This is a genomic window from Methyloversatilis sp. (assembly GCF_030696805.1).
Classification (GTDB): domain Bacteria; phylum Pseudomonadota; class Gammaproteobacteria; order Burkholderiales; family Rhodocyclaceae; genus Methyloversatilis.
Genome location: NZ_JAUYRO010000112.1, coordinates 47,242 through 68,752 on the forward strand (window position 1 = coordinate 47,242; position 21,511 = coordinate 68,752).

21 protein-coding genes are annotated in these 21,511 nt (G+C 64.2%); 9 read left to right on the top strand and 12 right to left on the bottom strand.

Annotated elements, in window-relative coordinates; genetic code table 11:
• Positions 1-116: 116 nt before the first annotated feature.
• Both Q8R75_RS18000 and Q8R75_RS18005 read right to left on the bottom strand, forming a co-directional pair.
• Entirely contained in the window at positions 117-3,404 is a 3,288-nt protein-coding gene (locus Q8R75_RS18000; RefSeq protein ID WP_305663817.1) for a PAS domain S-box protein, read from the bottom strand.
• Positions 3,388-4,509: a two-component system response regulator gene (locus Q8R75_RS18005; RefSeq protein ID WP_305614142.1), complete on the bottom strand. Its 1,122-nt coding sequence runs from the start codon at positions 4,507-4,509 to the stop codon at positions 3,388-3,390. Before Q8R75_RS18005 ends, Q8R75_RS18000 begins: the two co-directional genes overlap by 17 nt.
• 361 nt (positions 4,510-4,870) lie before the next feature.
• Here Q8R75_RS18005 and Q8R75_RS18010 point away from each other — a divergent pair, with 361 nt between their 5' ends.
• Entirely contained in the window at positions 4,871-5,872 is a 1,002-nt protein-coding gene (locus Q8R75_RS18010) for a PEP-CTERM sorting domain-containing protein (RefSeq protein WP_305614143.1), read from the top strand.
• Positions 5,873-6,042: 170 nt separating this feature from the next.
• Here Q8R75_RS18010 and Q8R75_RS18015 read toward each other — a convergent pair whose 3' ends face one another.
• The gene (locus Q8R75_RS18015) at positions 6,043-6,825 is read right to left on the bottom strand and encodes a 3-hydroxybutyrate dehydrogenase (RefSeq protein WP_305614144.1); all 783 of its coding nucleotides are present in this window, start codon (positions 6,823-6,825) and stop codon (positions 6,043-6,045) included.
• Between the two features lie 638 nt (positions 6,826-7,463).
• Between Q8R75_RS18015 and Q8R75_RS18020 the strand changes: the two genes are divergently transcribed.
• From Q8R75_RS18020 to Q8R75_RS18035, 4 genes are all read left to right on the top strand, one after another.
• Positions 7,464-7,877: a hypothetical protein gene (locus tag Q8R75_RS18020; protein ID WP_305614145.1), complete on the top strand. Its 414-nt coding sequence runs from the start codon at positions 7,464-7,466 to the stop codon at positions 7,875-7,877.
• A 223-nt stretch (positions 7,878-8,100) separates the two neighbouring features.
• Positions 8,101-9,180, top strand: a complete 1,080-nt coding sequence (locus Q8R75_RS18025; RefSeq protein WP_305663821.1) for a calcium/sodium antiporter — start codon at positions 8,101-8,103, stop codon at positions 9,178-9,180.
• 8 nt (positions 9,181-9,188) lie between these two features.
• Positions 9,189-9,398: a hypothetical protein gene (locus tag Q8R75_RS18030; RefSeq protein ID WP_305614147.1), complete on the top strand. Its 210-nt coding sequence runs from the start codon at positions 9,189-9,191 to the stop codon at positions 9,396-9,398.
• Entirely contained in the window at positions 9,395-10,000 is a 606-nt protein-coding gene (locus Q8R75_RS18035; RefSeq protein ID WP_305614148.1) for an exopolysaccharide biosynthesis protein, read from the top strand. The genes Q8R75_RS18030 and Q8R75_RS18035 overlap by 4 nt, the downstream gene beginning before the upstream one ends.
• A 634-nt stretch (positions 10,001-10,634) precedes the next feature.
• Here Q8R75_RS18035 and Q8R75_RS18040 read toward each other — a convergent pair.
• A complete protein-coding gene (locus Q8R75_RS18040) occupies positions 10,635-11,117 on the bottom strand; it encodes a hypothetical protein (RefSeq protein WP_305614149.1) in 483 nt (160 codons plus the stop codon).
• On the bottom strand, positions 11,089-11,571 hold the full coding sequence (locus tag Q8R75_RS18045; protein ID WP_305614150.1) for a hypothetical protein: 483 nt from the start codon (positions 11,569-11,571) through the stop codon (positions 11,089-11,091). Before Q8R75_RS18045 ends, Q8R75_RS18040 begins: the two co-directional genes overlap by 29 nt.
• A gap of 433 nt (positions 11,572-12,004) precedes the next feature.
• On the opposite strand from Q8R75_RS18045, the gene Q8R75_RS18050 reads away from it, so the two are divergent.
• Positions 12,005-13,167 (top strand): IS3 family transposase gene (locus tag Q8R75_RS18050; protein WP_305614151.1). Its coding sequence is split into 2 segments (ribosomal slippage): positions 12,005-12,263 and positions 12,263-13,167, totalling 1,164 coding nucleotides; the frame shifts between segments, so codons are not numbered across the junction.
• Positions 13,168-13,309: 142 nt separating this feature from the next.
• On the opposite strand, the gene guaA is transcribed toward Q8R75_RS18050, so the two are convergent.
• From guaA to guaB, 3 genes are all read right to left on the bottom strand, one after another.
• On the bottom strand, positions 13,310-14,914 hold the full coding sequence (gene guaA, locus Q8R75_RS18055; protein ID WP_305663818.1) for a glutamine-hydrolyzing GMP synthase: 1,605 nt from the start codon (positions 14,912-14,914) through the stop codon (positions 13,310-13,312).
• 35 nt (positions 14,915-14,949) lie between these two features.
• Positions 14,950-15,270: a four helix bundle protein gene (locus Q8R75_RS18060; RefSeq protein ID WP_305614153.1), complete on the bottom strand. Its 321-nt coding sequence runs from the start codon at positions 15,268-15,270 to the stop codon at positions 14,950-14,952.
• 105 nt (positions 15,271-15,375) lie between these two features.
• Positions 15,376-16,836, bottom strand: a complete 1,461-nt coding sequence (gene guaB, locus Q8R75_RS18065; RefSeq protein ID WP_305627036.1) for an IMP dehydrogenase — start codon at positions 16,834-16,836, stop codon at positions 15,376-15,378.
• Positions 16,837-16,952: 116 nt separating this feature from the next.
• Here guaB and Q8R75_RS18070 point away from each other — a divergent pair, with 116 nt between their 5' ends.
• On the top strand, positions 16,953-17,393 hold the full coding sequence (locus Q8R75_RS18070; protein WP_305613811.1) for a DUF4124 domain-containing protein: 441 nt from the start codon (positions 16,953-16,955) through the stop codon (positions 17,391-17,393).
• A 40-nt stretch (positions 17,394-17,433) separates the two neighbouring features.
• Here the strand turns inward: Q8R75_RS18070 and Q8R75_RS18075 are convergent, their stop codons facing one another.
• Positions 17,434-17,769 carry an RnfH family protein gene (locus tag Q8R75_RS18075; protein ID WP_305613810.1) on the bottom strand — a complete coding sequence of 112 codons (336 nt, stop codon included), beginning with the start codon at positions 17,767-17,769 and terminating at the stop codon, positions 17,434-17,436.
• Between the two features lies 1 nt (position 17,770).
• Positions 17,771-18,211, bottom strand: a complete 441-nt coding sequence (locus Q8R75_RS18080) for a type II toxin-antitoxin system RatA family toxin (RefSeq protein WP_305627038.1) — start codon at positions 18,209-18,211, stop codon at positions 17,771-17,773.
• Positions 18,212-18,313: 102 nt separating this feature from the next.
• On the opposite strand from Q8R75_RS18080, the gene smpB reads away from it, so the two are divergent.
• Both smpB and folK read left to right on the top strand, forming a co-directional pair.
• Positions 18,314-18,760, top strand: coding sequence for an SsrA-binding protein SmpB (smpB, locus tag Q8R75_RS18085; RefSeq protein ID WP_305611775.1), 447 nt, complete (start codon positions 18,314-18,316; stop codon positions 18,758-18,760).
• A 164-nt stretch (positions 18,761-18,924) separates the two neighbouring features.
• Positions 18,925-19,473: a 2-amino-4-hydroxy-6-hydroxymethyldihydropteridine diphosphokinase gene (gene folK, locus Q8R75_RS18090; RefSeq protein WP_305611773.1), complete on the top strand. Its 549-nt coding sequence runs from the start codon at positions 18,925-18,927 to the stop codon at positions 19,471-19,473.
• Between the two features lie 2 nt (positions 19,474-19,475).
• Here folK and Q8R75_RS18095 read toward each other — a convergent pair whose 3' ends face one another.
• On the bottom strand, positions 19,476-20,024 hold the full coding sequence (locus Q8R75_RS18095; protein WP_305611772.1) for an NUDIX hydrolase: 549 nt from the start codon (positions 20,022-20,024) through the stop codon (positions 19,476-19,478).
• Positions 20,024-21,505: an NADH-quinone oxidoreductase subunit NuoN gene (gene nuoN, locus Q8R75_RS18100; RefSeq protein WP_305611771.1), complete on the bottom strand. Its 1,482-nt coding sequence runs from the start codon at positions 21,503-21,505 to the stop codon at positions 20,024-20,026. Before nuoN ends, Q8R75_RS18095 begins: the two co-directional genes overlap by 1 nt.
• Positions 21,506-21,511: the final 6 nt, after the last annotated feature.

The window sequence follows — 21,511 nt, forward strand, 5'->3', positions numbered from 1 at the left end:
CTACGCAAAGGCGCATTTCGGATCGGACAGTTCGCTGGCTGTGAGGAGGAAGGTGATTTTTACAAATTCTTACCTTGGACAGCTCACAGTGTGCCGCGTTTCCCCAAAGTTGCCACTCAGTGCAAATTGCGCTGGCTCAATTTCTTCGCGGTCAGCAATGCGGCGTCGTAGTCGAAGGCAGACAGCTCGCGCTGCAGGCGCCGTCCGGGCTCGCCCAGTGCATCAATCACCGGCGACGACTCACGCACCAGCACGCGGGCACGCGTGTCGCCCGCTTCAAGCAAGGGCAGCAGACTTTGAAGCAGGCAGTGCAGCGCGTGCGGGTCGGGGGCAGCGGCGCATTCGACCGGTGCGGCCGGCGCACTGCGTGGCCCGCGCGCATTGAGCCAGCGCAGCAACATGCTGTAGAAATCGACCGGTTCGACCGGCTTGGAAATGAAGTCGTCCATACCGGCATCGGCACAGGTACGCCGGTCTTCATCGAAGGCATTGGCGGTCATGGCGAGGATGGGCACAGCGCTCCAGCCGGGCAGCCGGCGCAGGCGGCGCGTGGCCTCGACGCCGTCCATGCGCGGCATCTGCATGTCCATCAGCACCAGGTCGTAGCGCGTTTCGCGCCCCCGCTCCACAGCCTGGACGCCATCCTCGGCAATGTCGGCGACCAGGCCGGCTTCTTCCAGCAGGGCGAGCGCCACCTCGCGATTGATGGGGTTGTCTTCGACCAGCAGGATGCGTGCGTCAGCATAACGGGTACGCAAGCGGCCCGCCGCGTCGTCCGGATTCTCACCGGCGGCGGTCACTGCCATCTGGCCGCCACGTACCGCCAGCCGGGCGGTGAACCAGAAACAGCTGCCCTGGCCCGGTTCGCTGGACGCTCCCGCGTCGCCGCCCATCAGTCGGGCGAGCTGGCGCGTGATCGCAAGACCGAGGCCGGTGCCGCCGTAGCGGCGGGTGGTGGATGCGTCGGCCTGCTCGAAGGTGCCGAACAGGCGCCCGAGCTCTGCCGGTTCAACGCCGACACCGGTGTCGCTGACCTCGAACCGGATCATCACCGTGCCGTCGACCTGTTCGGCGCCCTCGTCCACCGGCTGCGCGGTCAGCGTGATGCCGCCGCGCTCGGTGAACGTCACGGCATTGCTGAGGTAGTTGAGCAGGGCCTGACGCAGGCGGATCACATCGCCGACCAGAAGCGGCGGCACGCCTTCACTGCTGACGTGCAGGTACAGACCGCGTTCGAGCGCGCGTTCGAGCAGCATGGACCTGATCTGGTCGAGCAGCGAATCAATGCTGAACTCCACCGCTTCGAGCTTGAGCTTGTCGGCGTCGATCTTCGACAGGTCGAGCACGTCGTCGATGATGTGGCGCAGGTGGCTCGCCGCATCTTCGATCTTGGTCAGCCGCTCGCGCTGCACGGCATCGAGCGCGGTGCGCGACAGCAGATGGGCGAGGCCGACGATGGCGTTCATCGGCGTGCGGATTTCGTGGCTCATGTTTGCGAAGAACAGGCTCTTCGAGCGGTTGGCCGCTTCGGCGGCCTCTTTCGCGAGCGCCAGTTCCGACGTGCGGCTGAGCACCAGTTCTTCCAGCCGGTTGCGGTGGCGCTGCAGCTCTTGCTCCATGCGCTTGCGTTCGGAAATGTCCTGGGTGACCGCGACGTAGTGGCTGATGTGCCCGTCCGGCTGACGGATCGGCGTCATGCCCAGGTATCCGAGCGCTTCCCGTCCGTCGGCGCGGCGCACCGTGAATTCCCCTTGCCAGGCCCGCCCCTCGTCAAGCGCCAGCCGCATGGCGCGCGTCTGGTCAGCGTCGTTCTGGTCGGACGGCAGGTACAACATGCGCAGGTCGCACCCGATCAACGCGCTGCGCCCCAGCCCGGACAGTTTCAGGTAGGCGTCATTGACATAAGTGACACGCCCGGCCGAATCGGTGATGACAATACCGGCGGGATTCTGCTCGACCGCCTGCGACAGCATGTGGATCGACTGTTCCGCCTGCTTGCGGTCTGTCACGTCCTGCAGCGTGCCGCGCAGGCGCACCACCCTGCTGCCGTCGCTGACCGGGGCGCCGACCGCCCGCACCCACTTGCGGCGACCGGCCGCGCTGGTCATTTCCAGTTCCAGATCGTAGGGCTGCGCCGTGTCGATCGCCAACCGGATAGCCACTTCGAGGCGGCGGCGATGGTCGCCGTCGAATCGTTCAAGCCCGCTCGCCAGCGTGGCTTCATCGCCCGCGTCGATGTCATGGATGCGCATGACCTCTTCGGTCGAACTGACGCGCCCGCTGGCCACATCCAGCGACCAGGCGCCGATATGCGCTATTTCGCCCATTTCGCGCAGCAGCTCTTCCCTCTCCTTGAGCGCGCTGGCAACGGCCGCACGTTCCGTGATGTCAACCAGGATGCTGTGCGTGCAGACGAACTTCCCATCTGCATCCCGCTGGATGCGACCCATCGTCCACACGACAACCTCATGTCCATCGCGATGCTGCAACCTGACTTCGCGCTGTATCTGCCCCTTCTGAAGGAAATCGGCGAAGCATGTCCCATACATGGGCCGCGCCGCTGGCATCCACACGTCGCTGAAGGGGCGGCCGATCAGCTGCTCGCGCGCGTAGCCGATCAGTTCGCACAGCATCGGATTCACGTCGATGAAGCGGCCCTGCTCGTCGAGCGACTGATAGGCCACCGGCGACTGTTCGAAAAGCGAACGGAAACGCGCCTCGCTTTCGCGCAATGCGGCTTCGGCGCGGATGCGCTCGGTGATGTCGCGCGCGACGCCATAAAGCCCGATCACGCGGCCCGCAGCATCGTGCATCGGACCTTTGGTACTAAGGAAGACGCGTTCGCCGTCGGCGGTGACCAGCCTCTCCTCGAACCGTATGACCTGGTTTTCCTGCATCACCCGGCGGTCGTTTTCCATCACCTGAAGCGCTTCGGCCGCCGGATGCACCGAGCGGTCGTCACGGCCAAGCACAGCGGTTTCGGTCGTATTCATCAGGCGGCAGGATTCGGGATTGAACAGCAGATAGCATCCGTCGGTGTCCTTGGCGAACATCGGGTCGGACGAACTGCTGACAAAGGAATCGAGCAGCGCCGTGGCCTGCCGGCGCTCGGCCTGCAGCCGCATTTCGCGTTCGAGAACGTCCATCGTCCGGCTGACCAGGCGGCGCATCAGCAAATAAAGCGCCACCGCAGTGACCGTGACGAAGAACCATCCCTTGAGAATGCTAAGGCGGGTGCGTGCAGCACCCGCCGGCGTGATGAATTCAAGCGCCTGATCGGACAGCAGTATCCACAGTCCCGATATGATCAGATAGCCGAGCACGACGCTGAGCACGCCGCGATGGCCGCGCTGGCGCGCCATCGCCAGATCCTGCAGCACCTGCTGCTCAGCGGCTGTCGGCATGGCGCTGCGCGATGTCGATGAAATTGTCGTAACGGGTGATGAAGGCATCCACCACATCCGGATCGAAGTGGACGCCGCGACCGGCGATGATTTCGCGCTTCACCTGGTCGGCCGGGAAGGACGCCTTGTACACGCGACAGGTGCTCAGGGCATCGAACACGTCGGCGAGCGCCATCAGGCGGGCAGACACCGGAATGGCATCGCCGGCCAGCGCGTCCGGATAACCGCTGCCGTCCCAGTGTTCGTGATGCCAGCGCGCGATTTCCTTGGCCAGTGACAGGAAGCCGACCTGTTCGTCGCCACCTGACCCGGTGCTTTCACGCTCGGCCCGCTCTATTGCCTGCGCGCCCAGCAGGGCGTGGGTTTTCATCACCGTCCATTCGTCCGGATCCAGCTTGCCGCGCTTGTGCAGGATGTGGTCCGGAATGCCGACCTTGCCGATGTCATGCAGCGGCGCCGAACGCGCCAGCAGATTGATGTAGGCCGGGGTCAGCGTGGGGGCGAAGCGCGGATGCGTGGCGAGCTGTTCGGCCAGCACGCGCACGTAGATCTGCGTGCGCAGGATGTGCGCACCGGTTTCCTGGTCGCGTGTTTCCGCCAGTTCGGCCAGCGCACGGATGCTGACCGCCTGGATGCGGTCGTTTTCCGTCATGCGCCGCGCCACCTCCTGCTCCAGCCAGGTGTTCTGGTCACGCAGCACGTCGCGCGCCAGCTTCGCCTGGAGCTGGGTGCGCACACGCGCCAGCACGACCAGCGGCTTGAGCGGCTTGGCGATGTAGTCGACCGCCCCGCGCGCCAGCCCGGCTTCCTCGTCGCCCGCGCCGGCAAGCGCCGTGACGAAAATGACCGGGATATCACGCGTTGCCGGGTCGGCTCGCAGCGCATCGAGCACGGCATAGCCATCCATGCCCGGCATCATGACGTCGAGCAGGATCAGGGACGGCGCGTCAGCATCCTGCGCAAGACGCAGCGCCGAGCGACCGTTGTTCGCCGCCTTCACGCGATACCCCGCGGCACGCAGAAGGCCATCCAGCACTTCGAGGTTTTCCGGCATGTCGTCGACGATCAGGATAGTCGTCGCGCCCGGCGCACCTGTTTCGCTCATGTGACACGTAATGATTTGACAGGTTGCCTAGCTTGCACCGCGACTGTGCGGGTATGCAACTCGAAATCCGCGGGCAGCAGGCAGTTTTCGATTTTTACTGGGACCGGTTGCCGACCGGGCTCGCGTAGAAGCCCCCCGCTCTGACAGGGTCGATTGCGGCAAGGGTGTCGGCATGCTTTACAGCGGGTGGGCTGGCTGACCGCATTACAAATTTCCTTGCACGCAAAGCATTGAAAACCAAGGTAGGCCTTCGCGCCTGGCGCACATTTTGCTGCAGGGCAGCCAGCACCCGCTGACACCCGGCCGGAGCGCACAAGCCAGGTTTCGCCTCACGCATCGATCAAGCAAAAGGAGCTTTCCAATGGCATCCCGACGTCCATCCCTGCACATGACCGGCTTGTTGATCGCGCTGGCAGCCCTCCCGCTTTCGGCCGGCGCCGCAACGCTGGTTCAGCGTGGCCCCGACTCGGCGCCCGGCACGGTCCAGACGGTGCTCGGCACGGGTCTGCAGTCGCTCAATCTCGATGGCACACCATTCGTGTCTGCCCGCGGCGTCTCCATCGTGTCGAAGTCCCAGGCCAATGACGGCGACGGTGTCATCCGCGTATTCAGCGAAATCGATTCGCGCGGTGTGTCGGGCATTCCGGATGCCCTGATCGGCAATGCCTTCGGTCAGGTACAGGCCACCGCGGCCGTGGTCGGCGAGGGGGATGGCGGAGCGGTCGATGTGACCTTCGTGTTCAACTTCGATGGCGCCTTTCACACCTACAGCGGCAATGTGTTCCACCTGCTGGGGGCGACGCTGACCGTCGCCCTGCCCTCTTCGACGGTGGCATTCACCAATGTCGAATACGCCGCAGCGATGGATTTCCGCACCGACCTGCTCGATGCCGAGGCGGTCAACGTGTCCGGCAGCACCGTCAAGCGCTACTTCGAGCCGGGCTTCGTGCAGGTCGTCGAGGATTTCGACGGCGCAAGCTATACGGTCGACAGTCAGGAGATGGCGGACGTCGCCGGCGAACTGCGGCTCACGATGAGCCTCCTTCCGGGTCAGAGCTTCCAGCTGATCGCCAATCTGTTTACCCAGGTGTCACCCGAGCCGCTGATTCCGGTCAGCGGCGCGCTCGATTACAGCCAGTCGTGGGGCGCAGTGGATGGCTTCAATACCGGCACGCTGAGCATCCTGCTGCCGCAGGGGTATGCCCTGTCCGGCGATGCCGGACTGCTGACCAACCCTGCCGTCGCGGCGCCGATCCCGGAGCCGGGAACCTGGGCGATGCTGCTGGCGGGTCTGATGACGCTGTGGGGTACGGGTGCGTGGCGCACACGGTCACGGCGAGCTTCATGCCCGGACCCGCGCTGAACCGGGAGCGGCGCGCACAGGCCGTTTTTCACTTGCGCAGCGATCGACACCGGAATCTTTCGTAGGGCATCGCGGCATCCATCGCCGCAGCTGACAGGCCGTACGCGCTGCCCACGCCGAACCGGTCAGCCCGGCCCGGCGCTCCGCGGCTCACCGCCGCCGCCGCGCGCTCAGTGCGCCGTCCAGCCGCCATCCACCGGCAGGACAGCGCCGGTGATCGAGGCGGCATCGTCGCTGCACAGGAAGCACGTCAGCGCAGCCACCTGCTCGACCGTCACGAACTTCCTGGTCGGCTGTGCGGCCAGCAGCACGTCGCGAACGACGGCCTCGGCCGTGATGCCGCGTGCCCTGGCGGTGTCCGGGATCTGTGCATCGATCAGAGCGGTCCGCACGTAGCCCGGGGCGACTGCGTTGACGGTGATACCCGCTTCGGCCACTTCGAGCGCCACCGACTTGGTGAGCCCGGCCACGCCGTGCTTCGCAGCGACATAGGCCGACTTGAACGGACTGGCCACCAGCGCGTGGGCGGAGGCGATATTGACGATGCGGCCGAAGCCCCGACTCTTCATGGCCGGTAGCGCAAGCCGCGTGGTGTGGAAGACGGCCGTCAGGTTGATCGCGAGGATGGCATCCCACTGTTCGACCGGAAATTCGTCCACCGGCGCCACATGCTGGATGCCCGCATTGTTGATCAGCAGGTCGACGCAGCCGAACTCCGCCAGCGCCGCGGCCATCATGGCCTCGATCGCTTCGGGCCGGCGCATGTCGGCACCGTCGTAGCGCACCTGCACGCCGTAGCGTTCGGCGAATTCGTCCTTCAGACGGGCCATGGCGGCCGGATCGCCGAAGCCATGGAGGATCACGTTGGCGCCCTGCGCGGCGAGGCCGTGAGCGATGCCCAGGCCGATGCCCGAAGTGGAGCCGGTCACGAGTGCAGTCTTGTCCTTAAGCATGGTGCGATGTCCCGGTGGGGTGAAAGAAACGTGCGCCGGTCAGGCGGCACTTGAAGCTACGCTCGCGCGTGCTTTCGGGTTGTAGCAGCATCCTGGCGGTATGCCAGTGCCGTCATTTTGATGTGCGCTTACTTTTTCCTTGCATGCGATGGGTTCGCCGACGGCGGCGCAGCATCTCCGGGCGATCCGGCGCACGGTAAGGCGCCAGGCAAGCAGTCATCGTTACCCACGCTTCCCTTCCTGATCGGCAGGCAGCCATGCCGACGCCCCATCAGTGCCGATTCCTTTCAGCCCGAACTCAGCCACGATCTGCTCGGCAGGATGGTGAGAAACCGGGCCCTTGTTTCCGGCCTTCGGCATTGAGGCGGACTCCCCCCTGAATCGTCTTACTACTTTTCCGGATTTTCCTGCACGCCCCGGAGCATCACCGCCGATGGTCTGTACCGCCCCGCCTAGCCGCTCGGCTGCACCTGCGAAGCCCCTTCCTTGGCGGCGACCCAGAAGTCGCGCACATGTCGGTCGTTGAGCATGATCGCTTACATCGAAAAAAACGAAGTTTATATCCGCCTGAAGTTGATTTGTTCGAACTACACTTCTCGTGAGACTGCTACCTGATCAGTCATCGGGGTAATTTAATTATGCTCTACGCAATCAGCTGGTTTGTCATGTTCTGCCTGTTGGCATTTTGGTCACTGGGCGTCTGGGCGTTTCACGCCGCCACCGTCTGGGCGGTTTCCAGTGCCGGCGCGCTGACGGGCGCTGGATCGCGAGTCGAGGGCCTTCGTCAGCCGGATTGGTTGGCGCCCTGGGTGCCGCCGGATATCGTGCAGGCGATGACGTCGCTGCTTTCTGGCGTAGCGTCAGCCGTGCAAGGTCTGCTACAGGCGGCGCCATCGCTGGCTGATGGTCTGAGCGTAGCCGCCTGGGTGATCTGGGGCGTCGGCAGCGCACTGCTTGTCCTGCTGGGCGTGGGCCTTCACCTGCTCGTTGCGATGTGGCGCCGACGGAGTGGCGGCTCCGGTCCCCAGCCACGCCCGCCCGTGACTGCTTGATGGGTTTGGCTTTCTTCGACAGGCGCGACGCCATGCGTCCATGCAGATCGGAGCCTCTGACGGCTCGGGTCAGGGCAGCGCCAGGCCGTGCGACTGCGCCGAGCGCAACGTCTTCGGGGTCTGTACGGGGAACTGAAGCGCAGGCCTTGCGCTGTGCGGGCCATGTGACGTTACAGCCCGAGGTGGGCGAATTTTGTTTTGGCTACGGTGCTTAATCATGAACATGCTCATTTTTCTCGGCGGCCTGATGCTGCTGGTCATCGGCGCCAACGTGCTCGTGCGCGGCGCGTCCAAGTTGGCCCTGTCGTTCGGCATCAGTCCGCTCGTCGTCGGACTCACCATCGTGGCCTTCGGCACCAGCGCGCCCGAGGTCGCGGTGAGTGTCGGTGCCGTGCTCGATGGCAAAACCGACATTGCCATCGGCAACGTGGTGGGCAGCAATATCTTCAATGTACTGTTCATCCTCGGCATCAGTGCGCTGATCGCGCCACTGGTGGTCAACATCCAGCTGATCCGTCAGGAAGTGCCGATCATGATCGGCGCGAGCCTGCTGCTTCTTGCGCTCGGGTTGGACGGCCGACTGTCGTTTTTCGACGGTGGCGTTCTTTTCGTGCTGCTCGTGTCGTACACGCTGTTCCTTGTCGTGCAGTCAAGGCGCGAAACACAGGCCGCCCAGGATGAGTACGCCCAAGAGATCAAGCCGGCGGAAGCGGGGGCTTGGGACGACCGGCTACCTGCACAGCTGCTGCTGATCGGAGCCGGCCTGGCGGCGCTGGTGTTCGGATCCGAGTACCTCGTGCAGGCCTCGGTGAACTTCGCCAAGGCGATGGGGGTAAGCGACTTGGTCATTGGCCTGACCATCGTCGCCGCCGGAACCAGCATGCCCGAGGTGGCCACCAGCATCACCGCGGCCATCAAGGGCGAGCGTGACATTGCGGTGGGCAATGTGGTCGGCAGCAATACCTTCAATATCCTCGGCTGCCTGGGCCTGTCGGGCCTGGTGTCGGGTGACCTTGGCTTGGCCATGGCGTCGTCGCTGCTGGCCTTCGACATCTGGGTCATGCTGGCCGTGGCGCTCGCTTGCCTTCCGGTCTTCATCACCGGCCGCGAGATCGCTCGCTGGGAAGGCGGCGTCTTCCTGGGCTACTACGTCGCCTACGTGGCCTACCTGGTCCTCGCCGCGCAGCAGCATGCCGCGCTGCAGGCGTTTTCGGGCGTCATGCTCGGCTTCTTCATTCCTCTGACGGTGGTTACGCTGGTAGTGGTGATGATCCGCCGTCCGGCGGCATCCAGTGCGCCGTGAGTGAGTCGATGAGCACTCAGGACAATATGCTCGGTCCCCGCCGTGCCCTGCAGGTCGACGTTTTGGAGGGGCATCAATCGCGACGCGGCGTCTGCGCGACCCGGTGCGCGCGCAACCCGACGCTGACGGAGTGCTTCGGCCTTTTCGCCGAAGCCATTCGTGCGGTGGTGCCGCTGTGGAAGACGCGCTGGCGCCGTGCTGACGTGGAGGCAACATGACGGAATCTATCGTGCAACGATTGCGCGAAACAGCCGCGACCCTGCCTGCCGACAGGGTGTCGATGCAAACCCTGGCGCAAGCCCACGGGCCTTCCGCACACGGCACCTGGCTGCTGCTGATGGCGGTGCCGTGTCTGCTGCCCGTGCCGGGCGTCGGCACGGTGCTCGGCCTCGGGATGGTCGCGCTGGCGACCGCGATGTGGCAGGGTCAGTCGTCTTCATGCCTCCCTCAGCGGGTGGCCGAACTTGAGCTCTCACGCCACTGGGCGCAGCGGGTGCTGGGGATGCTTGCATCTGCCTACAGCGTGGCCGGACGCTTCGCAAAGGCCCGGCTGAGCCATCTTGCATCGGTGGAAAGACGGTCATCGACCGCCGCCGCCATTGGGCTGATGGCTCTCATCGTCGTGCTGCCAATCCCCTTCGGCAACGTACTCCCTGCGCTTACGCTGATGCTCATCGGGCTGGGGCTGGTGTTTCGCGATGGTGTGGCAGTTGTGCTGGGGCTGGCTATGGCGGGACTGGCGCTATGCGTCACCCTGGGCGCCATACTTTTGGGACTGTCATGGGGGAGTGAGCGACTGCCGGGCTGGCTTTTCGCTTGAACAGACCTTGCAAATCATCCAGTGACCCGCAAGATCTTTCGTATGCTGTCCATCGTCGCGCGGAACGGCTTCGTCGCTGGTTGCCCACCGCACAGACGATGGAACAAACGCGAAGCTCCGTCTCGCGCGGCCACTACCTGCGTGAAAACCCCTGCATGTGGGTGCTGCACCGGCGCAGTGTGGCCTCGGGGCGTAGCGTTGGGCGTCGGCATCGGCGTGTTTCCGCTGCCACAGCAAATACCAGCCATCATGCTGCGACTGTGGCGCTGCGGGCCAATGTGGTGGCAGCCGCTCTGTGCCACCGGACTGACCAACCCCTTCACCATGGCGCCGATCTGGGGCCTGTCCGCCCACGTGGGCGCCTATGTCGTGCAGCAAAAGGTTACGACGACGCCTTCGCCGGCCATGGCCCGCTGCCTTTTGGAGGCAGGTGACGTCCTGGGGTCCAGCCCTGCTGGTGGGTTTTCCCATCGCCGGCGCCGTGCCGGGGCTGTGAGCCTACGCCTTTGTGTGCTGGGGCTGGGCCGTGCTCATCAAACAAGAACGGCGGCGGCGCCCGCGGCGTGCTAACGGGGGCTGAGGAAAGCCAGCGCGCAGCAACGCCCGCAGGCCCCGCAACGGTTGCTGTCATCGATCAAGGCGGTGTGTGAAGCGCGCACCCGAAGCGTCCGGGAGGCTCCGGTCGCGTCGCCTGCCGGCGTGCGCGAGGTGCAACAACGGGCTCCTCACCGTCGAACAGCTGCCAATGGTGACGGGCCGCCTCGACAACCCTGGCTTCGCCGTCGGCGAGGTGGCCGTCTGCCCTTGCAGCAGCCAGCGACAGGCGCAGCACCGTCCTGCGCAGCACCGGGTCGGAGACCTCGGCCATCAACGATGCCAAAGTGCTGTCGTCGACGTTGTCCAGCAGCGATCCCGTCCCGTAGCCGCCCAGCATAAGTTCTTCACGCAGCGTGTAGACGAGGTGGGGCAGAAGCTGCGGTACCAAGCCAAGTTCGCGCTCGGCACCCAACTTCTTCAGGATATCGAACTCGGACATGCACACTTGACCGTCGGCGATGAGCACCATCGCGACGATGCGCGCTGCGGCTTCAGGGCTGTTGTGGGGGTAGCTGCGCATGATGATTGGCCTTGGATGTGAACGGGTTGCTCAAAGGTGGGGCTGAAGGAAGGGGTACTGTCTCCCGCCTTGCGCGGATCCGAAAGACCGTCGCGCGGGCCCTCTGTTCGTGCAGCAGCAGCGGGCGGACGCCGGCGACCAGCGCCCCGGCCATCGTCTGCGGCTCCATGACCGTTGCGCGGTGCGTTTGAAGCACGACCTTTTGCCGCAGCCGGGACGCCACGGCCTCGACCGAGTCCCGCCAGGTTCGAGCGGTCGCGCTGATGGCCACAGGGCCGCTCCCCTGCTGCACCAGAACCTCGACGCAGCCGGGCTTTTCGGCGCCGCCTGAAGCATCGTCGACGTCGTCCAGTTTGACCTTCACACGTGCCCCCAGCGCCTGGCACAGCCTGTTGGCCACACGCTGTTGCCACTGCTGGCCTTCACGGTCGTTGGATCGAAACTGAAACTTCACGATGACGGTCCCGCATGGTTGAGATGCCAAGACTCTGACGGCTTCAGGCGTTCGGTAAAAGCATAATTTGCATTACACCAAGTTCTAAAATTACGAAGTCTTTGCAGCCATGTGCTCGGGCCACGGCGAGCAGCTCGGGCAGGTCCGCGACGTCCAGACCCGGTGAACGGGGCTGTCGCGGGGACAGGCGCGCTCAGGGGCGTTGGCGCTGCACGGGGCTGACCACCGTGCGGAAGCTGTCACGCCCGGCAAAGGACTGGGCGACGCACGGTGATCGCGCCCCTGCGTTCGGGCCTACGGCCCTCACTACGGGGCGCGATCACCAACTGTGCAAATGCAATGGGTGTGTATCAGTTGTAAATTGGCAAACTGAATCGCCCCGGATTTTCTAGACACCCTGTAGCCTCACAATCGAGGCATGACGGAGGTGTTTATGGAAGAGAAGAAGTCGGGTCGTCGCTTCACCGAAGAGTTCAAGGTCGAAGCGGTTAGGCAGGTCACCGAGCGTGGCCACCCAGTGGCGGAGGTTGCCGCACGCCTTGGTGTCAGTACGTACAGCCTGTACGGCTGGATCAAGCGCTATTCGGTGAGCCCGGCTCAGCGGGTACAACAAGACGGTCAGGCCGATGAGATTCGGCGCCTGAAGGCGGAATTGCGCCGGGTGAGCGAGGAGCGCGACATCCTAAAAAAGGCCGCCGCGTACTTTGCCAAGCAGTCCGGGTGAAGTACGCCTTCATCAAAGCCCACGAGATGGAATATCGCGTACGGCGCATGTGTTCGGTGATGCGCGTGCATCCGAGTGGCTATTACGCCTGGCGCACACAGCCTGCGTCGGCTCGCGCCCGAGAGGATGCCCGGCTGGGAGCACTCATCCGCACCAGTTGGGAAGAGAGTGGATGCGTCTATGGGTATCGCAAGATCAACAACGATCTGCGTGACCTGGGTGAGCGCTGCGGCAAGCATCGCGTGGCGCGTCTGATGCGCCTGGCAAAGATGAAGTCACAGACAGGGTATGCGCGCAGGCCGCACTTTCGATCCGGCAAGCCGGCAGTGGTAGCGCCGAACCATCTGCAACGCCAGTTCGCTGTCAGCGCACCGAACAAGGCTTGGGTTACCGACATCACGTACATCCGCACGCATGAGGGTTGGCTGTATCTGGCGGCAGTCCTTGATCTGTTCTCGCGGCAGGTGGTGGGCTGGTCGATGGGCGAGCGCATGACGCGCGATCTGGCCATCAACGCCTTGTTGATGGCTGTGTGGCGCCGCAAGCCGACCGAGGAGGTGATGGTGCATTCCGATCAGGGCAGCCAGTTCAGCAGCCACGACTGGCAGGATTTCCTGAAGGCGCACCATCTGAAACCGAGCATGAGCCGGCGCGGCAACTGTCACGATAACGCGGTGGCCGAGAGCTTCTTCCAGTTGCTCAAGCGCGAGCGGATCAAGCGCAAGATCTATCCGACGCGGGCTGATGCGCGTGCCGACGTGTTCGACTACATAGAGATGTTCTACAACGTGAAGCGTCGGCATGGTTCCAGCAACGAGCTCTCGCCGGTAGAGTTTGAAAAGCAATACTTTCAGAGGCTCGGGAACGTCTAGAAAACCCGGGGCGATTCACCTCGAACCGCTTCCAAGCGACAGGTCATAGGCTATCCACCTTCTGCACGCTTGGCGGCGCATCGAGAGCCGTCCCCCCGCTTGGGACATCAACGATCCGCAGCTTTTACCGTCACGAAACCCGTCACTCCCACTCAATCGTCGCCGGCGGCTTGCCCGAAATGTCGTACACCACGCGATTGATGCCGCGCACCTCGTTGATGATGCGGTTGCTGGTGCGGCCGAGCAGGCTGTGCGGCAGTTCTGCCCAGTGGGCGGTCATGAAGTCCTGCGTCTGCACGGCGCGCAAGGCCACCACCCACTCGTTGGTGCGGCCGTCGCCCTTGACGCCGACCGACTTCACCGGCAGGAACACGGCGAAGGCCTGGCTGGTGAGGTCGTACCAGCTCTTGCCGCTGGCCGGGTCGAGGGTGTTGCGCAGTTCTTCGATGAAGATGGCGTCGGCGCGGCGCAGCAGGTCGGCGTACTCGCGGTGGATTTCGCCAAGGATGCGCACGCCCAGGCCCGGGCCGGGGAAGGGGTGGCGATAAACCATGTCGCGCGGCAGGCCGAGCGCCACGCCCAGTTCGCGCACTTCGTCCTTGAACAGTTCGCGCAGCGGCTCGAGCAGCTTGAGGCCGAGCTTTTCCGGCAGGCCGCCGACGTTGTGGTGCGACTTGATCACCGTCGCCTTCTTGCTCTTGGCGCCACCGGACTCGATCACGTCCGGGTAGATGGTGCCCTGGGCCAGGAAGGACGCCCCCTTGTGTCCCTCACCGCCCGCCTTCAGCCTGGCCGCCTCGGCCTTGAACACCTCGACGAATTCGCGGCCAATGATCTTGCGCTTGGCTTCCGGATCGCTGACGCCCTTCAGGTGACCGAGGAACTGGTCGGACGCATCGACGTGGATCACCCGTGCGTGCAGCCGGCCGACGAACATGTCCATCACCATTTGCCCCTCGTTCAGGCGCAGCAGGCCGTGATCGACGAACACACAGGTGAGCTGGTCGCCGATGGCGCGGTGGATCAGCGCGGCGGCGACCGATGAATCGACGCCGCCGGACAGGCCGAGGATGACCTCTTCGTCACCGACCTGTTCGCGGATGCGCGCGACCGCCTCCTGGATGTAGTCGCCCATGATCCAGTCGGCGGCGCAGCCGCAGACGTCGATGACGAACTTGCGCAGGATGTCGGCGCCGCGTGCGGTGTGCGTCACTTCGGGGTGGAACTGCAGGCCGTAGAAGCGGCGCGTCTCGTCGGCCATGCCGGCGATCGGGCAGCTGTCGGTCGACGCCATCAGCTTGAAGCCGGGCGGCAGTTCGGTCACCTTGTCGCCGTGGCTCATCCACACCTTGAGCATGCCGTGGCCCTGCTCGGTGCGGAAATCCTCGATGCCGTCCAGCAACTTCGTGTGGCCGCGCGCGCGCACTTCGGCGTAGCCGAATTCGCGCACCGTACCGGCTTCCACCTTGCCGCCCAGCTGCTGCGCCATCGTCTGCATGCCGTAGCAGATGCCCAGCACCGGCACGCCCAGTTCGAACACCGCCCGCGGCGCGCGGTCGGTTTCTTCCTCGTACGCCGACATGTGGCTGCCGGACAGGATGACGCCCTGCGCGCCGAAGCCGCGCACGAAGTCGTCACTCACATCGGCCGGATGGATTTCGCAAAAGACATGCGCCTCGCGCACACGGCGCGCGATGAGCTGGGTGACCTGGGAGCCGAAATCGAGGATGAGGATCTTGTTGTGCATGGGATATTCAGGAATCAGGGGACAGGGGCTGGGGTCTAGGGTGAGTCCGCGAGGCGCGACGATAGGGACGCTTGCAGACCTCTGATCATCCGGCCGAGTTCATCGGCGTCCTTCAGCGTGACGTTCATTCGTTGCGCATCCACGTAATCAAGGCGATGCGAGAGAAGGAGCCGGGTTTCGATCTCGGCAAGAGAGCCGGCTGCGATCGACAGAAAACGCAGGAAATCACGCGTGGAGCTTCTTGCATGGCCTTCGGCGATATTTGAAGGGACCGAAACAGCGGCGCGTCGCAACTGGCTCACCAGTGCGAAGCGCTCGCCCTCGGGGAAACACCGGCTCAGGGCATAGACAGGCAAGGGCGAGATCCATTGCTCGTTGCCAGACCAGCAAATCGCGATAGCTGCGCACCTCGCTCATCCAGCCCCGGTCCCTCCAGCCCCTAGCCCCTGTTCCCCAGCCCCTCACTCAACATGGTAGTTCGGCGCTTCCTTGGTGATCTGCACGTCGTGCACATGCGACTCGCGGATGCCGGCCGACGTGATTTCGACGAACTGGGCGATGCTGCGCATCTGGTCCACCGTCGAGCAGCCGCAATAGCCCATCGACGCACGCAGGCCGCCCATCAGCTGGGTGATCACGTTGACCACCGGGCCCTTGTACGGCACACGGCCTTCGACGCCTTCGGGCACCAGCTTGTCGGCATTCGATGCAGGGTCCTGGAAGTAGCGGTCGGCCGCACCCTGCTGCATCGCGCCCAGCGAGCCCATGCCGCGGTAGGACTTGTAGGAGCGGCCCTGGAACAGTTCGATCTCGCCCGGCGCCTCCTCGGTGCCGGCCAGCAGGCCGCCCAGCATGACCGCGTTGGCGCCTGCGGCGACCGCCTTGGCGATGTCGCCCGAAAAGCGGATGCCGCCGTCGGCGATCATCGGCACGTCGGTCGAGGCAAGCGCGGTCGCGACGTTGTCGATGGCAGTGATCTGCGGCACGCCGACACCGGCGACGATGCGCGTGGTGCAGATCGAACCGGGGCCGATGCCGACCTTGACGCCGTCGGCACCGGCATCGACCAGTGCGCGTGCGGCGTCGGCCGTCGCGATGTTGCCGCCGATCACATCCAGTTGCGGAAAAGTGCGCTTGACCCAACGCACGCGGTCGAGCACGCCCTGCGAGTGGCCGTGCGCGGTATCGACCACGATCACGTCGACGCCGGCTTCGGCCAGCGCCGCTGCGCGTTCTTCGGTGCCTTCGCCGACACCGATGGCCGCGCCGACGCGCAGCCGGCCATGCGGGTCTTTCGCGGCCAGCGGGTGTTCGGTCGCCTTGAGCATGTCCTTGACCGTGATCAGGCCGCGCAGTGTGTCGTTTTCGCCGAGCACCAGCACGCGCTCGAGCCGGTTGCGGTGCATGAGCGTACGCGCTTCGTCGAGCGAGGCGCCCTCATGCACGAAGATCAGGCGCTCGCGCGGCGTCATGATGCGCGCCACCGGCTGGTCAAGATTGGTTTCGAATCGCAGGTCGCGGTTGGTCACGATGCCGACCACGCGCGGGCCGTCGAGCACCGGGAAACCGGAAATACGGTGACTGCGTGTCAACCCGAGCAGCTCGCGAACCGTCATGTCGGGAGAGATGGTGATCGGATCCTTCAACACGCCGGCTTCGAACCGTTTCACTTTCGACACTTCAGCGGCCTGCATTTTGGCCGTCATGTTCTTGTGAATGATGCCGATGCCGCCTTCCTGAGCCAGCGCAATGGCCAGGCGTGCTTCGCTGACGGTGTCCATCGCGGCGGACAGCAGGGGGAGATTGACGTGGATGTTGCGGGAAATACGGGTACTGAGGCTTACATCGCGTGGCAGAACACTCGAATGTGCCGGCACAAGCAGCACATCATCGAAGGTCAGCGCCTTCTGGATAACACGCATGACTACTTTCCAATCTGTCAAAAACGTATTATACGCCGCGCGACGCAGCTGGCTGCAGCAGGCGTCCGCGGCGATCGCCGCTGTGCCTTCACTCATTCCGGGCAGGAGTTTCCAACGTGCATCTTCGCTTAACGCTCATCGCTCTGGTCTGTCTGCCGCTGGTCGCGACCGCCCAGGTGTATCAATACAAGGACGCCAACGGCAACACGGTGTTCTCGGACAGCCCGCCGCCCGGGGCAAAAGCCATCCGCAAGGACATCAAGGTCGCGCCGCCCGCCGCTGACGCACCGAACACCGACCTGCAGGACAAGCTGCAGGGCTTCCAGCAGCGACGCGAGGCGGCCGCGGCAGAGGAATCCAGGGCGGCCAAGGACAAGGCCGAGAAGGAAAAGGCCGACGCCAACTGCACGCGCGCCCGCAACAAGCTGGCTGCGCTGCAATCCGGCCAGCGCATCGTGCGTTACAACGCGCAGGGCGAACGCGAGTTCATCGACGACGCGACGCGGGCGACGGAAACCTCCGAAGCGCAGCAGTCGGTGTCGGAGTGGTGCAAGTAGCGCTACGGGTCATGCGGCGTGCCGAAGGCGTCGCTCAGGCTCAGGCAACCGGTTCTGCCTCGCCGCCCCGCTCGCCACCGCCCTTCTTCAGCACCTTGCCTTCGGCTGCGCGCTGACGGCGCACTTCCTTCGGATCGGCGATCAGCGCGCGGTAGATTTCCACCCGGTCACGGTCGCGCAGTACCTGATCTGCTTTCACCAGCTTTGCGAACACGCCCAGCTTGTTTCGCGCGAGATCGATGTCCGGATACTTCTGCAGCAGGCCGGACGCTTCGACTGCCTGCACGGCCGTGGCACCTTCGGGCAATTCGATGGTCACGATGTCCTGCCGCTCGGGCAGGGCGTAAATGACCTGGACGCAGATGCTTGCACTCACGTCAGCCCACCTTTCCGTAGATGCGGTCGGCCTGCTTCACGAAAGCCTCGACGAACGTGTTGGCGATGTGACTGAACACCGGGCCGACCACCTTTTCGATCAGACGACTGGAAAATTCGTAGCGCAGGTTGAATTCGATCTTGCACGCCACATCTCCCAGCTGCCTGAAGGCCCAGGTGCCGTCGAGCGACTTGAACGGGCCTTCGACCAGTCGTATGGTCATGCTGTGCGGAAAGGACTTGGCGTTGGCGGTTGCGAAATGCGCCTTCACGCCGTGGTAGTTGATGTCGATGCGCGCGCGCGTCAGTGTGTCAGTGCGCTCGATGACTTCACTGCCGCCGCACCAGGGCAGGAACTCCGGGTAATGCTCGACACCGTCGACCAGCCTGAACATCTGTTCCGCGCTGCGCTCGATGAGCACGGTTTTTCGGACTTCGGCCATGTCTTCAGAAGGTAAAATCGCAATTCTAGCTGCGCAGCGACTTCTCGCGCAGCCTCTCGTTCAAGCTACAGAAGCAATTCCCCCGGTCAACGGTTACCCGACATGAGCATCGCCGAAAACAAGAAAGCGTTTCACGACTATTTCATCGAAGAACGCTTCGAGGCAGGATTGGTGCTGGAAGGCTGGGAGGTAAAGGCCATCCGCGCCGGCCGCACCCAGTTGAAGGAAGCCTATGTTGTGCTGAAGGGCGAAGAGGTCTTCGTGATCGGCATGCATGTGTCGCCGCTGCTGTCAGCCTCGACCCACATCCATCCGGACGCGACGCGCAGCCGCAAGCTTTTGCTGCACGCCGAACAGATCAGCAAGCTGATCGGCTCGGTCGAGCGCGCCGGCTATACGCTGGTGCCGCTGAACCTGCATTACACGCGGGGCCGCATCAAGCTGGAGATTGGTCTGGCCAAGGGCAAGAAGCAGTTCGACAAGCGCGAAACCGAGAAGGAACGCGACTGGGAGCGCGAAAAGGCGCGCCTGATGCGCTCGCGTGTGTGACACGCATCGCGCCGGTGCGCCCGTTCGGTGGCAGGCTGATCCGCACGATGACGGCAACGCCCCGGTGTCGGAGCAGCCTGATGTCGCCACGGGTGAGCCAACCGGGCTGCCGCAAGCAGCGGTGCTAAAGTCCGCCGACCCGTTGAACCTGAAAAGAACATGCCATGAGCCGTGACAGCATTGCCCACATCGGTCTGGGCAGCAATCTCGCCGATCCGGAAGCGCAGGTGCTCGCCGCCTTCGATGAAATCGCCGCCACGCCGGGCATTACGCTTGAGCGTCGCTCCTCGCTGTACCGCACGGCGCCGATCGGCTACGACAACCAGCCCGATTTCATCAACGCCATTGCGCGCGTGCGCACCACGCTCGAACCGCAGGCGCTGCTCGACGCGCTGCTCGGTATCGAACGCACGCACGGTCGCGTGCGCGAATTCCAGAACGCGCCGCGCACCCTGGATCTGGACGTGCTGCTGTACGACGACCGGCAGATCAGCACCGACACGCTGAACGTGCCGCATCCGCGCGCGCACCTGCGTGCATTCGTATTGCTGCCACTGCTGGAAGTGTCACCGGACCTGGACATTCCAGGGCTCGGCGCGGCAAGCGCCTTTCTGGCACATTGTCAGGACCAGCCGATTTCGCGAATTGCCGATGCGATGATGGTGCGGCTTGCCGTCGGCAGCGTGGTGCCGGCGCCCGCTGCGGGGATCTGAGTTCAGAACCCCTGGCGGAACACCCGCTGCGCCCAGATCAGGGCCGACAGCGTCTTGGCATCCGTCAGTTCGCCGCGCCAGACGGCAGACATCGCGGCTTCAAGCGACAGCGGAATCACTTCGAGGAACTCGCCTGCGTCCAGATTGGCGCCGACATGGCTCAGACCGCGCGCGAGGAAGATTTCTATCCGTTCGTCCGAGTAGCCAATGCACGGATGCATCGTGCCCAGATGCGTCCATTCGTCGGCTTCGTGGCCGGTTTCCTCGCGCAGCTCGCGCACGGCCGTCTGCTCCGGCGGCTCGCCCGGATCGATCTTGCCGGCGGGAAATTCGATGAAGGTGCGGCGCGGGCCGTAGCGGAACTGACGTTCGAACAACATATTGCCGTCCGGCAGCACGGCAATGATGACCACCGCCCCGGGATGGCGGATGTACTCGCGCACCGCCTGCGTGCCGTCTGGCAGCGCCACCTGATCCTGATAAACCTTCAGCAGTACGCCGTCGTACACCTGACGACTGTCTACCGTGGTTTCGATCAGGGGATCCTTCATTACTTCAGCGTCTGCCCCAGTGCAGAGGCGCACAGCGACAACAGGGATTGCGGCATCAGGCCAATCAGTGCGATCGCCAGCGCATTGACCGACAGCAGCGCACGCATTTCGGTCGATGCAACGATGGGGGCTTCGTCCTGCGGCGCGTCGAAATACATCAGCTTGACGACCCGAAGGTAGAAGTAGGCGCCGATCAGCGACATCATCACCGCGAACACGGCAACGTACAGATAACCCGCGGCAACCACCGCCTGCAGCACAGCCAGCTTGGCGAAGAAGCCGATGAAGAACGGGATGCCGGCCATCGAGAACATGACCATCATCATCACCGCGGCAAACCACGGGCTGCGCTTGTTCAGCCCCTTCAGGTCGTCCAGTTCCTCGGCTTCGACGCCGGCGCGGGTCAGCAGCAGCAGCACGCCGAATGCGGCGGCACTCATCAGCACGTAGGCGATGGTGTAGAACATCGCGCTGCCGAAGGCGTACGAAAGGTGGATGTCGCCGGACGCGCGCAGCTCGATGACGCCGCTGACCAGACCGAGCAGCATGAAGCCCATGTGCGAAATGGTCGAATAGGCCAGCATGCGCTTCAGATTGGTCTGCGCAATGGCGACGATGTTGCCGAGCGCGATCGACAGCACCGCCAGCAGCATCAGCATCTGCTGCCATTCATCGGCCAGCGTCGGCAGGCCGTCGACCAGCAGGCGGATCGCCATCGCGAAACCGGCCAGCTTCGGTGCCGAACCGATGAGCAGCGTGATCGGCGTCGGCGCGCCGTGATAGACGTCGGGAATCCACATGTGGAACGGCACGGCGCCGATCTTGAATGCCAGCCCGGCGACCAGGAACACGAGGCCGAAGCGCAGCACTTCCATATTGGTGGTCGGGTCGGACAGCTTGCGTGCGATGGCCGAAATTTCGAGCGTGCCGGTCGCTCCATACACCATCGACATGCCGTACAGCAGCAGGCCGGATGCCAGCGCACCGAGCACGAAGTACTTCATCGCCGCTTCGGTCGACCGCGCGGAGTCGCGGTCAAGCGCGACCAGTGCATACAGCGCGAGCGACAGAAGTTCCAGGCCGAGGTAAAGCGTCAGGAAGTGATTGGCGGAAATCATCACCTGCATGCCCAGCGTGGCGAACAGCACGAGCAGGTAGTACTCGCCGCGCTCCATGCCGCGCACTTCGAGGTAGCCGCGGCTGTAGATGACGACTGCGAACACCGTCAGATACAGGCAGCTCTTGAGCACGTCGGACAGGCGGTCATCGACGAACATGCCGCTGAAGGTGAGCGTCGTGTCGGGCCCGGCCGTTGCGACCTGGATGACGAAGGCGCCGACCAGCGTGCTCAGCGTGAGGATGTAGGGCAGCCAGTTCTGGCGCTCGGACTTGAACAGGTCGGCGAGCAGCACGACGCAGGCCATCACCAGCACGAAGATTTCGGCCGATGCGGGATAAAGGTCAGGCAGTGGGAAGTTCATTCTGTG